Source organism: Priestia megaterium, from assembly GCF_041941685.1.
In the GTDB taxonomy this organism is placed as follows: Bacteria; Bacillota; Bacilli; order Bacillales; family Bacillaceae_H; genus Priestia; species Priestia megaterium_C.
On the sequence record NZ_CP130958.1, the window covers coordinates 1,863,916 to 1,876,373 of the forward strand.

At 35.6% G+C, this 12,458-nt stretch carries 13 protein-coding genes and 1 pseudogene; 9 read left to right on the forward strand and 5 right to left on the reverse strand.

Translation table 11 applies throughout. From position 1 onward, the window contains the following. Positions 1-267: 267 nt before the first annotated feature. Positions 268-1,236: an alpha/beta hydrolase family esterase gene (locus Q5794_RS09645; RefSeq protein WP_374989024.1), complete on the forward strand. Its 969-nt coding sequence runs from the start codon at positions 268-270 to the stop codon at positions 1,234-1,236. Between the two features lie 136 nt (positions 1,237-1,372). Here the strand turns inward: Q5794_RS09645 and Q5794_RS09650 are convergent, their stop codons facing one another. Then, positions 1,373-1,528 (reverse strand): aspartyl-phosphate phosphatase Spo0E family protein, encoded by a 156-nt coding sequence (locus Q5794_RS09650; protein ID WP_016763750.1) that lies wholly within the window; start codon positions 1,526-1,528, stop codon positions 1,373-1,375. A 326-nt stretch (positions 1,529-1,854) separates the two neighbouring features. On the opposite strand from Q5794_RS09650, the gene Q5794_RS09655 reads away from it, so the two are divergent. Both Q5794_RS09655 and Q5794_RS09660 read left to right on the forward strand, forming a co-directional pair. Then, positions 1,855-2,043: a hypothetical protein gene (locus Q5794_RS09655; protein ID WP_251034203.1), complete on the forward strand. Its 189-nt coding sequence runs from the start codon at positions 1,855-1,857 to the stop codon at positions 2,041-2,043. Positions 2,044-3,031: 988 nt separating this feature from the next. Continuing rightward, on the forward strand, positions 3,032-4,483 hold the full coding sequence (locus Q5794_RS09660) for an NADP-dependent glyceraldehyde-3-phosphate dehydrogenase (protein WP_192997708.1): 1,452 nt from the start codon (positions 3,032-3,034) through the stop codon (positions 4,481-4,483). Between the two features lie 106 nt (positions 4,484-4,589). Here the strand turns inward: Q5794_RS09660 and Q5794_RS09665 are convergent, their stop codons facing one another. Next, complete coding sequence (locus tag Q5794_RS09665) at positions 4,590-4,886, reverse strand: hypothetical protein (protein WP_013082749.1); 297 nt, start codon at positions 4,884-4,886, stop codon at positions 4,590-4,592. A 489-nt stretch (positions 4,887-5,375) separates the two neighbouring features. Between Q5794_RS09665 and Q5794_RS09670 the strand changes: the two genes are divergently transcribed. Both Q5794_RS09670 and fsa read left to right on the forward strand, forming a co-directional pair. Then, positions 5,376-5,885, forward strand: a complete 510-nt coding sequence (locus tag Q5794_RS09670) for a hypothetical protein (protein ID WP_033578705.1) — start codon at positions 5,376-5,378, stop codon at positions 5,883-5,885. Positions 5,886-5,945: 60 nt separating this feature from the next. Next, a complete protein-coding gene (fsa, locus tag Q5794_RS09675; protein ID WP_013082751.1) occupies positions 5,946-6,614 on the forward strand; it encodes a fructose-6-phosphate aldolase in 669 nt (222 codons plus the stop codon). Between the two features lie 63 nt (positions 6,615-6,677). Here the strand turns inward: fsa and Q5794_RS09680 are convergent, their stop codons facing one another. Beyond that, positions 6,678-7,571, reverse strand: a complete 894-nt coding sequence (locus Q5794_RS09680) for a sigma-70 family RNA polymerase sigma factor (RefSeq protein ID WP_374989025.1) — start codon at positions 7,569-7,571, stop codon at positions 6,678-6,680. 300 nt (positions 7,572-7,871) lie between these two features. Between Q5794_RS09680 and Q5794_RS09685 the strand changes: the two genes are divergently transcribed. Both Q5794_RS09685 and Q5794_RS09690 read left to right on the forward strand, forming a co-directional pair. Next, positions 7,872-8,396 carry a DinB family protein gene (locus Q5794_RS09685; RefSeq protein ID WP_374989026.1) on the forward strand — a complete coding sequence of 175 codons (525 nt, stop codon included), beginning with the start codon at positions 7,872-7,874 and terminating at the stop codon, positions 8,394-8,396. Positions 8,397-8,585: 189 nt separating this feature from the next. Beyond that, positions 8,586-9,641: an aldose epimerase family protein gene (locus Q5794_RS09690; RefSeq protein WP_192997711.1), complete on the forward strand. Its 1,056-nt coding sequence runs from the start codon at positions 8,586-8,588 to the stop codon at positions 9,639-9,641. 62 nt (positions 9,642-9,703) lie between these two features. On the opposite strand, the gene Q5794_RS09695 is transcribed toward Q5794_RS09690, so the two are convergent. Beyond that, a complete protein-coding gene (locus Q5794_RS09695) occupies positions 9,704-9,829 on the reverse strand; it encodes a hypothetical protein (protein ID WP_013056562.1) in 126 nt (41 codons plus the stop codon). Positions 9,830-9,894: 65 nt separating this feature from the next. Beyond that, positions 9,895-10,317, reverse strand: a complete 423-nt coding sequence (locus Q5794_RS09700; RefSeq protein ID WP_013056563.1) for a CBS domain-containing protein — start codon at positions 10,315-10,317, stop codon at positions 9,895-9,897. A gap of 216 nt (positions 10,318-10,533) precedes the next feature. On the opposite strand from Q5794_RS09700, the gene Q5794_RS09705 reads away from it, so the two are divergent. Together Q5794_RS09705 and Q5794_RS09710 are read left to right on the forward strand one after the other, a co-directional pair. After that, positions 10,534-10,998, forward strand: a complete 465-nt coding sequence (locus Q5794_RS09705; protein WP_214987823.1) for a hypothetical protein — start codon at positions 10,534-10,536, stop codon at positions 10,996-10,998. A 466-nt stretch (positions 10,999-11,464) separates the two neighbouring features. Beyond that, positions 11,465-12,421: pseudogene (locus tag Q5794_RS09710) on the forward strand (sugar kinase). Positions 12,422-12,458 lie beyond the last annotated feature (37 nt).

Genomic DNA, 12,458 nt, shown 5'->3' on the forward strand with positions numbered 1-12,458 from the left:
ATGTTTAAAATCAGGCTTTACTTTCGCCATTTTGAACACTCCCTTTTAAAATTTTTTGCTTGTATTCGTTATACTAAGTTTAATAAAATTACCTAAAGTTGTTATCCAACGCAAAGCGTAACTTATTGTATGAATTTGTACGACTAAAGAATGAAGAAAAAAATAATTAGAGGCATATAAAAAGATCAGCGTCATAATAAAAGGATTATTTTGTGGTATAACGAAATAAAGAGTATATACATCAGAAATAGAGAGAGGGTAAACTTCGTGAATACTTTATATTCCTTTTTTACAAACCCAGTTTTAACTGCTTCTACGTTTTTACTAGAATTACAGAGCGTGTTCTTTCAACCTATTTGGAAAGAGTATAATTATGATGATTATTTTACCTACAAGGTGTATGTTCCAAGTACATATACTGGGTTAAGTAAAGTACCATTAATCGTTATGCTTCATGGATGTCAACAAGATGCAGATGATTTTGCTGCAGGTACGGAGATGAATAAGCTAGCGGAAGAAAAAGGCTTTATTGTTCTCTATCCTCAAATGAATTATTTTGCTAATTCCAACGGGTGCTGGAATTGGTTTTATGAGTATAACCAGTTTCGCGGTAATGGAGAGCCAGACATAATAAAAGATATGATTGATCACATAACCGCTAAATATGCTGTTGATCCTGCTAGTATATACCTTGCTGGTATGTCAGCTGGAGGCTTTATGGCAAATGTGATGGCTATTGCTTATCCTGATGTATTCAAAGCGGTAGGCATTCATTCAGCAGGCAGTAATGCGTATGCTGTAGACCTCATCACAGCTGGAGAAGTCATGCTATATGGCTCTTTAAATCCTGAACTTGACGGTGATGAAGCTTATAAAAAAATGGGACCTTATGCACGGCCTGTTCCTATCATTACGTTTCATGGCCAATCAGATACAACAGTCAATCCAATTAATGCGTCTAAATTAATTCAGCAGTGGATTTATACATATAAGAATTTCGGTATAAACCTACATGAAAATGCTGCTTTTTATACGTCACAAGACAACGGAAATCATTATAGCTACATAATGGCTGACTACATAGATGCAGAAAATAAAATCTGGATGAAAAAAATTATGGTAGAGGATATGGGGCATGCATGGTCAGGAGGAAATGACAATGGATCAGATACTGATTCAAAAGGTCCTAATGCTTCAAAAATGATGTGGGACTTTTTTGAAGCACAGAATGATTGAATAGAGTATGAACGAGCAATCAAGATGTACTACTAAATAACATCAGCCTTCATTTTTTTTGAAACAAATAATTGTCTACCAACAGCAAAAAAGGATCTTATCGAAAGATCCTTTTTCTGTTATCCACCACCATTTTTTAACAAGTAGCTTCAAACCGATTTAATAATACATCTAGATCCTGACTGATTTTAATCGTATTACTACTTGTAAACCCTTCTTCTAGGGCAATCATCATCATCATTTTTCGTATAAATTCTATCTTTATCAGCAGTAGTCTACATTTGAAACACATTAAGTTTCCTCCACTTGCCACGTCATTTTAAAGGCTTAAATTGTTGAATTACTTATGTAAAAATGGTTCCAATCTAAAAATAGAACCTAAAAAATATAGTAACAAATAGATAGTGTCGAAGTCTGTCGTATTTTGAATTCAGATATTTTCATTTAAAAAGAATTAGCTCTTAAACGTTTTGTTGGAAGCTGTGCTCTGTCTTAATTATGATTGTTCCACCGGTTGTAAATAACTCACAGAGCAACAGAGCTTATCCTGTTTTTTTGATATAGGCATAATCCAATTACATTTAAGCATGTTAACATAAGAAAGGAGAATTTACTAATATGCCCAATGTCATCAGAATTCTTCAATTGTTTCTTCTGTGGATTTCCCTTGTTTTTATGCCGAAAAAATCAATTAGAACCTATTTTCCCGCTTCTCTTTTTGCCTCATCTTTAGTAATTGGAATGTGCTCATTAGCTATTCCTTACAAGTGGTGGAGTGTAAAAGGAGGGTGGAAAGGAAAATTTTAAACGATAGCAGTTTTATTTTTGGACCTTTTTGGTAGGGACACTGTGGATCTTTCATTTTACGTTTGGCAGCTTTAAGAGATTTATTTTCGTCAATTTACTTATGGATTCACTATTTGCTTTTCCGCTAAGTTACTTGTATCAAAAATTGGACTTATTTACGTTAGTTAACTTTAAGCCAAAACATATCTTTTTTTCGTTTATTAGTTTCTGCTTAACTATCTATGGCTATCAGGCACTGACAAATAAAGATAAATGATAGGTGAGGGCCGTTTCTAACCGCTATAGAGTTTGTAAAAAGCGCAACAAAAAAACGTCTGTTAAGACGCTTTATATATAATACATATACTGCTCTTCCTTATTGACATTTGTTGTTTCATGGATTATTTCTTCCGGGATATTGGACGTCCGGTTAGTAAAAAGCATAAACAAAGCAATAATTGATGCCAGAAAACCTAAAGTAACAATCACAATAAATCCCTCCCTTTAGGATATATATTCTACTTTTATCTTCATTTTCCTATATTTATTTTATACCCTTATTTTATTTTCTCAACACATAGAACAAAAAGAGTAGTGCATCTCCTCGATATCTCCCTCAAAATAAATATAATCAAGGGAGCTTAAAACTCCTATTTTCCCTGAAAAAGTAGGAAGTCATAAATTTTTTTCGTAGGGGGGATATAAATCATTAAAATTATTAATCGTTGAGATAACTTTTTTGTATTGTACGAATGAAAGAAATTTATATATATTAAAAATACAAAATATTCATTAAATTATATGATGCTTTGGTTTCGAGTCGAAAAGAGAAAAGCTACTGCTTTAAAGGCAACAAGTTTAAGGAAGTTACAAGCGATATTAAAAAGTTATAGAAATGGATACAGCTAGAATTCTTTTTTGCTCAGATATTCACAGAGTTTTCATTTGTAAAAAGACTGAAAATTTTGATAATAAATTTCACTTTTACTTTTATTAAGGGGGACTTTTTATGACAACAACGGTATTAAATGTATCAACTTATTCTTTTTATCTTAACGGTGAGTGGAAAGAAAGCAAATCAGGGCAGACAATCGACATTGTTTCTCCATACCGTCATGACGTGATTGGAAAAGTGCAGGCTATCACAAAAGAAGAGGTCGATGAAGCAGTACATGCCGCGCAGAAAGCTCAGAAAGGGTGGGCAGAAATTTCTCTGCAAGAACGTGCAAAATATTTATACAAATGGGCGGATGAGCTGGTGAAAATGCAGAGTGAAATTGCCGAAATTATCATGAAGGAAGTTGGAAAAAGCTTAAAAGATGCAAGAAATGAAGTAGTGCGCACAGCTGATTTCATTCGCTATACAGTTGAAGAAGCCCTTCATATGAACGGAGAAAGCATGAAGGGAGATAGTTTTCCTGGCGGTTCTAAGTCTAAAGTTGCGATTGTTGAACGCGTGCCTTTAGGGGTTGTACTCGCAATTCCTCCTTTTAATTATCCGGTAAATTTAGCAGCTGCTAAACTGGCGCCTGCGCTTATTTCAGGAAATGCAGTTATCTTCAAACCCGCAACGCAAGGAGCGATCAGCGGTATTAAGATGATTGAAGCTCTTCATCAAGCAGGTATTCCACAAGGTCTTGTAAACGTCGTAACGGGTCGCGGATCTGTTATTGGGGATTATTTAGTTGAACATAAAGGCATTAACATGATTTCATTTACCGGAGGAACAAATACGGGTACTCAATTAGCTAAAAAGGCAGGCATGATTCCTCTTGTATTAGAACTTGGAGGAAAAGACCCGGGTATTGTATGTGAAGATGCAGATTTACAAGAAGCAGCAAAACATATTATAAGCGGAGCATTTTCTTATTCCGGCCAGCGCTGTACAGCTATTAAACGAGTACTTGTGCATGAAAAAGTGGCAAACGAGCTCGTAAATATTTTAAAAGAAGAAGTACATAAACTATCAGTCGGTTCTCCTGAAGATGGATGTACGATCGTTCCATTAATTGATAGCAAAGCAGCGGACTTTATTCAGATTTTAATTGCAGATGCACTAGGAAAAGGTGCAACAGTTGTGACTGGAAACAAGCGTGAAGGCAACCTTATTTATCCTACTCTTTTAGATGACGTAAATGATACTATGCGCGTAGCATGGGAAGAACCATTTGGCCCTGTGTTACCAATTATTCGCGTCGCTTCTGACCAAGAAGCTATTGATATAGCAAACGAATCAGAATTTGGCTTACAAGCAAGTGTTTTTACAAAAGATATTAATAAAGCCTTCTCAATTGCAAATAAAATGGAAGTCGGCTCCGTTCAAATCAATGGCCGCACAGAACGCGGTCCTGATCATTTTCCTTTTATCGGCGTAAAAGGATCCGGTATGGGTGCTCAAGGCATTCGTAAAAGTATTGAATCTATGACTCGTGAAAAAGTAACGGTATTAAATCTTCAATGATTGAATTCCAAGATCTCTCCAAATCAAGCCAGTAGAGTGTAGAGAATCTCATGGGAAAAAGCCTGTGCTCCAAAAAGCACAGGCTTTTAAACGTTTTATTTACCTATCACTCGATTCCATCTTTATAGTTCTTATGCCAGTTTTTATCACCTTTATGCTCGATATCCTCAACGGTTTTTTCAAGCTCTGACATAATGAGTGTTTTCACTTGATAAATGGTATCAAAAAAAGCTTTCTCTTCATCCGGATTCGGCTTTATTTTGGCTGCTGCCGAAATATCAACATATCTGCGATGTTCAGTTGTTAATTTATCAAGCGCATCAAAAATATGAGAGGTCAGAACAGCAACCTCCTTATGATTATCAGGCAGCTTTTCTTTTAATGTTTCAATTCTCTTATCCATGTTAAAGTCCCCTATAACGTGTTGTATTTATGTAACTTTCCCACTAATAAAAATGAATAACCTTAAATAGCAAAAATTCATGAGAATTAGCACGTGAAACAAAAGTATACTACAGGATATCATGTTAAAGTGAAAAAACGGTGAAACGAATGAGTATATTTTTGCAGAAAGGGTATGTAATAAAAGTCGTTTTTTTGGAAAAGGTAATTACCTTAAGAAACGTTGAAGCACGCAATCAACATAAAAGTTCATCTATTTTTAATGAATAATGACCTTTTTTGACTACTTTTTATGGTTTTATGACTTTTTTTGAATGAATTTGGTTGTTTTTGATGATTTTTCGAATAATCTGATATATAATGAAAGCGTAAACAGTAAAACATGTCGGTTGGTTAAGAAAAACATCCATAAAAACGGGATTCGTTATTACATAAAATCAGACCTCTGTTTTTATAAAAATAAATAGAATTTGAGAAAAGGAGAATGAGGATGGACATATTGGATGCAAAAGTAGTGAATACAAAGTACGGTTTAGAAACATATCTGGATGTACCAGAAAGCGTAGAAATAAAAGAAATTCATATGCCGAGTTCAGAGAACCAATCTCATAAAATTAAATTTGGAATCAAGTATTTTCTTTTAAGAGAAGGAAAGTATTACGATAGCCAAAAAGGTTATTTTTGGCTTTGTATGAATCACGATTTTAGCAGTCTTATGCTGAGTGAAACGGAAACAGAGAGTTTGTTTGCAGTTAAAAGTGAAGAAGAAAGAGAAGCAACAAAAACGCTGTTAGCAGAATGGTTTATCCAAACGAATGCGTACAAAGAAGTCATCAACGAATGTATCCATCAGATTAAAACGGAGAATATTCGTACAGAAGAAGACATTGAAGACCGAGTGGACGCCATACAATTTTTAGAAAAATTAAAGGTATTAACTGCAAAAGAGATTGAAAACGCTTCTATAGAAAACCTATATGCCCTGCAGCAAATTGGCTAGGCTATAGTTCGCGCAAGTTGAAATGCAGATTGATGTACAACAATAAGGAGGAATAGTGAGATGAAATTTTTTATTGATACAGCAAACCTTGAGGATATTAAGAAAGCATACAAAGTAGGTGTTCTAGCTGGTGTGACAACCAATCCATCTTTAGTAGCAAAAGAAGGCGTAAGGTTTGAAGACCGCATCGAAGAAATTCTTCAAATGGTACCGGAAGTTGAATCCGTTTCCGCTGAGGTAACGCCTGACGCACTTTCTGCTGAAGACATGATTGCTCAAGCTGAAGAACTGATTAAAATTAACGACGGAGATAAAAACATTACGATTAAGCTGCCTATGACATTAGCTGGCTTGGAAGCGACGCGCTACCTTGCAAAGAAAGGCGTAAAGACAAATGTAACCTTGATCTTTACAGTAAATCAAGCGCTTTTAGCAGCTCGTGCTGGAGCGACGTATGTTTCTCCATTTTTAGGACGTCTTGATGATATTTCAGAAGACGGAGTACAGCTAGTATCTAAAATTGCTGAGTTATTCCGCGTTCAAAACATCGACTCTCAAATTATTGCAGCATCTGTAAGACACCCGGATCATGTAACGCGTGTAGCACTTGCAGGAGCTCATATTGCCACAATTCCATACGCTGTTATTGAGCAATTAGCAAAACATCCGTTAACTGACCAAGGAATGGAAAAATTTGCAGCAGATTGGGAAAAAGCAGTTAAAGCTTAACAAAAAGTCATATCAATAAAAAAAGCTTGGGGTAAGCATAGCTTATTCCAAGCTTTTTATCGTTTAACTAGCTAGTTTCTTTTTACGTAAACGCTCTAAGCGTCGCTGCACGCTATTTCTCGAGCGCCCGAGCAGCTGCCCAATTTCTCGCTGATTGCGCTTTTCCTGATAAAACATGCGCCACAATCTGGCATCTTCTTCTGCTGTCCACTTTTTATGCTCGTATTTAGGGCGCTTTACATAGTCTAGTTTTCTCTGTGCATCTACCCACGCTGGTTCTGGAATAAGCGTATTTTTAGGTATTTTAAAAAAGTTAAGGCACGATTTATTTTGTTCAGCCCACTTCCAAAAAGATTGAATGTCAATTCCCATAAATGTTCTGGTCTTGGCGATGATCATTTTATACGGTAGATTCTCTTTATGAATCCACTTGTAAATTGTATGAACATCTACTTCAAGGCAGGCTGCTAGTTCACACGCTGTAATATGTCCTACGTGTACTTTGGCTCCATACACTTCTAAACGGTTCAACCTCGATTCTAGCGCTTGCACACTTCGCTCTAATTTAGCTGATATGTGTGAAAGAGGTTTTACTCCGTAATACCTTAGCAAATATTCGTCTTCTTGCAGCGTCCATCTTCGCATCGCCGTTTTTCGTGTTAGTCCCAAAACTTTTATGCGCGTAGCAATAGAAGAAGGACTTCTGCCTAAGGAGTGTGCTATTTCACGGTTATTCATGATATCAATGTTCTCCTGCAAAAAAGCATCTTGCTCAAGCGTCCATTTTTTACGTAAAGCTGTATCCGAAGCACGAAGGTTTAATCGAGTAAGTCGTTTATTAACCGATTCCTTGCTTCTATGTAAATACTTACCCATCTCTTGAAGCGTCATAGCGCCATAGTGTTGGATAAGAAATCTATCTTCTTCTTTTGTCCATCGTTTTTGATTTTTACTCACTGTTGTCTCACTCCAATTCACACGGAAAGCTCAAGATGAAAAGTTGCTAGCAATCTATTTTACGAATGAGCAGTGCCTATTCAGACTGATACTCACTGCGTTTTAGCCTATATATATTTTATCATATTTTTAGAGAAAAACCAAACATGTGTTCCTATTTTGTTTTAGTCATCATAAAAGGAATTAGAAAAATAGTTGGCTCCTTTAATAGAAGCGAATTATGGTAAAATTGACTATAATCTCTAAAGGATTTACATAACTGACAGCTCAGCATCATTACGTTGAGAAAGGGGAATTGATATGAATTTTAATTTAAAAGAAGCGATTGAAATACTTGAGCATACGCCACAAACGCTTGAAAAACTTTTGTCTGGTCTATCTGCAGGGTGGCTGCAATGCAATGAAGGAGAAGGAACGTGGGATACCTCCGAAGTCATAGAACATTTAATAGAAGCAGAAAAAAACAATTGGATACCAAGGCTAGAATTTATCCTTCAAAAAGGAAAAGAGGGAGCTTTTCCTCCGTTTGACCGCTATGCCCATTTAAACAAGGAATCTGCTAATTCTATTGAAGAGAAGCTTCTTGAATTCAAAAAGGTAAGAATACAGAATTTACATCAACTAAAGCTGCTAGTTAAGCATGAAAAGCACCTTGAAATGAGAGGAGAACACCCTGAGTTTGGGGAAGTAAAAGTCAGAGAGTTGCTCTCGACTTGGGTTGCTCATGATTTAACCCATATTGCGCAAATTGTTCGAGTAATGGCAGAACGATATAGAGAAGATGTAGGACCTTGGGAAGAATACTTAGGAATACTAAAGAAATAGCAATGACACCCAGTGGCCAGCCTTTATCATTCAAGCTTGAATTAAGAAATGTACACGATTACAATAAAATGAGAATAATGAAGATTCAGGAAGAATTGCGGAGGGAACTATGACAACATATCCGATGTTTATAACATGTAGGGTCCGTTAAGCAATTTACGAATAAAAAGAGGATTGGACTGATTAAAAGTGAAAGTAAACTCAGAGAAATTTGGAGAACTAAACAATCAAGCTGTACATGCTTATACCTTACTAAATGATGAAGGGCTTAAAATTACCTGCCTTGACTATGGATGTGTGATATCAAATATTGAAATGCGGGATTCTGAAGGGAAGAGTGAAAGTGTTGTATTGGGATTTGATTCAATAGAAGAATATCAGAAATATTCGCCTTATTTCGGAGCTGTGGTCGGACGCGTAGCAGGGCGTATAGGTGGAGCATCGTTTGAGCTTAATAATGAAACCTATCGTCTAGAGAAAAATGAAGGAAACAACCATTTGCATGGCGGAAAAGAAGGATTCAGCCACAAAATATGGAATGCCGAAATAATTGAAGCAAGTGATCATGTAGGTGTTGAATTTACATATGTAAGTAAAGACGGAGAAGAAGGGTATCCCGGCAGCCTTGAAGTGAAAGTTACGTATACATTAACGAATAAAAATGAGTTCCATATTTCTTATGAAGGAACAACAGATCAAGACACTCTTATCAATTTAACAAATCATACGTATTTCAATTTAAGCGGAAATCTAAAAGAAACGGTCTTGGATCATGTTTTGAAGATGAAAAGTAACGAATTCTTAGAATTGAATGATGATCTTTTACCTACTGGGGAAACGCTAAATGTCACATGTACCCCATTTGATTTTAGAGAAGGACATAGTCTCAAGGAAGGTGTGGACTCTACACATCCGCAAAATATATTAGTGGGTAAAGGGTACGATCATCCATTTCTTTTAGAAGCAGAAGCTGAAAATCAGATGTCATTATTTGATCCTGCAAGCGGCCGCAAAATAGAAGTCAAAACGGATCAGCCTTCAGTTGTTCTCTATACTGGAAATCATCTAGACGAAGAATTCGAAATCAGAGGCGTTCACTCAGAGAAATATCTCGGTGTTTGCCTAGAAACACAAGGTTTACCGGACGCTATTCATCATAAGCATTTTCCTTCTTGTGTATTAAAGCCCGGTGAGAAGTATGAAGCATATACTCACTACACATTTATAACTGATCGCAGCCTGTAACAAAACGGGATGATAAAAAGGATTACAAACGAGCCTCTGCCGATTGTAATCCTTTTTTATTGTTACTTTTTCTTTTGGCTTTTTGCACGATTAGCGTCAAGCTCAGCCGCATATTCCTCTTGAGACTTTCCTTGCTTTTGACTCTCAGACTGAATCTTTTTAAATTTGTTATCGTTTAAATTTGGCATGTTAGCACCTCCTTGCAGACAGGGTTATTTTGTGCAAGCATTAAGGATTTATATGCTGAAAAGTTTTAATGAACTTGATTAGAAATTTCGCTTAATGCTGCACCGGCTTCATCAACATATACGTTCACTGTCGCAAGGTCGCCGATTGCACAGATTCCAACCATATTATTATTCTCCACTACAATAATGCGGCGAATTTGATGGTCAGCCATCATACGTGCACACTCGTGAATATCCGTATCCGGAGAACACGTAATTACATCTTTAGTCATACAATCATGGCAATGCACAGTGTTGCAATCTTTTCCATCTGCCACGCAGTTTAACACGATATCACGGTCTGTGATCATTCCCATTACTCGATTTTCTTGACACACCGGCACAGAACCACAATTAATATCACGCATTAATTTTGCGGCTGCTGTTACTGGGTCGTGCGGTGCACAAGCTTTCACATCTTTAGTCATAACTTCACGTACTGTAGTCATTTTTAATTCCTCCTTTTAAACATTCACCTCCGTATTTTCTCCATGCACATGCAGAATATGAGAATCAATAATTTCCTGAAAGCAAAAAATCTTGTAATAAAAGGCGAATAAAAGAACTAACGCAGTGTAATAAGCACATAAAAAAGAGCCTATTACACAAACTAAAGAGGATATGATCTAGCTTACATTTTCGTAACGGCAGGAGTCGGGTACATAATGAAAGGAAAGTTAACGCTTTTGGCAGTACTTTTATTGCCTTGGCTGTCTATAGTAAAAGTTGATAAATTTGTCTTTAAAAGATACCTACCTGTTTTAACGTTTAGTTCATTGGTTATTGCTTTTATCAGTGAGTTATCTAAAAGCTTTACTTGGTGGAAAGTGAGAAAACCTCTTTTTCCTAAACTTGCAAGCGATATATCTTTTATCTTTGGACCATTTTTTGTAGCTAATTTTTGGGTATTCAAGCTGACCTATGGAAATTTCAAAAAATATTTGCTGATTAACGTTCTATTTGATTATCTATTTGCTTATCCTTTGACGAGTCTGGCAGAAAAACTGAAGGTATACAAAATGGTCAACATGACGCGTTTTCAACTTTTTGTTATCTCGATTGCGACTGCTCTTATTAATTATTTGTATCAGCATTTTATAGAAGATGTATTAAGGCAGAGAAGGCAATAGCTTATATGTTACCGTACAAGGCTTAATAACAAAGATTTATTAAGCACACGGAAACAAATTAACTTTTTGAGGTCCATTTTATGATGGACTATTTCTTATGTCTAAAATAATTTACAAATTTTCAAAAGCAAAGATAATAAACAAATCTGCTATTTTCAAACAAAGAGGTGAAAACTTATTTATTTTTAATATACGTATCCTAAAATAGAGTCATTTATGTAATGAATAAAACAATAATAAATTTATTTTTCTGAATCTTTATAATAATAATTGTTTTTGTTATTGAAAATGTAAGTGCTTTCAATTATACTTTTAATAAATCGATTTACAAAACCGGTTTACAAAACCGATTTACTTTAAAACTTTGTTTAACTTCAGATACACTTAATTGTCCATGTGGCTTTAACCAGATTAGCTAGTACATCATATAAGAAAGTTATATCTAGTCAGAAAGGTAGGCGATTCAATGTCCTCTACATGTGGTGTTTTCACTTTAGGTGATGCTATGATTACTCTCAATCCTTCCATAACAGGACCTTTGCGATTTGTTCCAAATTTTGAACGAAAAGTGGGAGGGGCTGAACTTAATTTTGCTGTTGGCTGCGCACGACTTGGGTTACGTACAAAATGGCTGAGTCGTTTAGGAAAAGATGAATTTGGGCGTTTCATTTATAACTTTGCACGTGGTGAAGGAATAGATATGGAATACGTTTCGTTTATAAATGGCTTTTCTACATCTCTAAATTTTAAAGAAATTAGAGAAGATGGTTCAGGAAAAACTTTTTATTATTGACATCAGTCTCCCATTTTAACATTAGAACCAGAAGATATTCAGGAGACGATGTTTGAGAACATTCATTTAATACATATAACAGGTGTGTTCTTAGCTATAGACTATAAAAATATTGAAATTGTCAAAAGGATAATTGAAATTGCGGCAAAAAAAAGAATCCCTGTTTCATTCGATCCTAATATAAGACTGAAGTTATGGACAATTGAAGAGGCGCGATCCATTTATTTTGAAATTTTTCCACATGTTGATATTTTGCTAACTGGACTTGATGAAATAAATATGATCACAGGAAGTAATTCTGAAAGTGAGTTAGCAAGCCTAGCCAGACATTACAGTATCTATCAACTTGTAATTAAAGACGGTGCGAATGGTTCGAAGGTATACAGCAATGGAAAATGGTATCGAAAGAATGCTTTTAAAGTTAAAGCGATAGACACAGTCGATGCAGGAGATGGTTTTGATGCTGGGTATGTCTATGGATATTTACATGGATTATCTTTAGATGAAAGATTAGAACTTGGGAATAGTGTAGGAGCTCTAGTTACGACTGTATCAGGAGATAATGAAGGGCTGCCTTACTTAGAAGAAGTTTCAGCTTTTATGCAGAAAGAAGCGATTATTGAAAGGTAGATTAATAGAAGTTATCAGAATAAAAATCTAATTATTC

Coding starts and splice junctions, on each gene's coding strand:
- Q5794_RS09665 (WP_013082749.1), bottom strand. CDS start 4,886: ATGGATAAGAGAATTGAAACATTAAAAGAAAAGCTGCCTGATAATCAT.
- Q5794_RS09650 (WP_016763750.1), bottom strand. CDS start 1,528: ATGTGTTTCAAATGTAGACTACTGCTGATAAAGATAGAATTTATACGA.
- Q5794_RS09685 (WP_374989026.1), top strand. CDS start 7,872: ATGAATTTTAATTTAAAAGAAGCGATTGAAATACTTGAGCATACGCCA.
- Q5794_RS09695 (WP_013056562.1), bottom strand. CDS start 9,829: ATGCCAAATTTAAACGATAACAAATTTAAAAAGATTCAGTCTGAGAGT.
- Q5794_RS09700 (WP_013056563.1), bottom strand. CDS start 10,317: ATGACTACAGTACGTGAAGTTATGACTAAAGATGTGAAAGCTTGTGCA.
- fsa (WP_013082751.1), top strand. CDS start 5,946: ATGAAATTTTTTATTGATACAGCAAACCTTGAGGATATTAAGAAAGCA.
- Q5794_RS09655 (WP_251034203.1), top strand. CDS start 1,855: ATGCCCAATGTCATCAGAATTCTTCAATTGTTTCTTCTGTGGATTTCC.
- Q5794_RS09670 (WP_033578705.1), top strand. CDS start 5,376: ATGGACATATTGGATGCAAAAGTAGTGAATACAAAGTACGGTTTAGAA.
- Q5794_RS09660 (WP_192997708.1), top strand. CDS start 3,032: ATGACAACAACGGTATTAAATGTATCAACTTATTCTTTTTATCTTAAC.
- Q5794_RS09705 (WP_214987823.1), top strand. CDS start 10,534: ATGAAAGGAAAGTTAACGCTTTTGGCAGTACTTTTATTGCCTTGGCTG.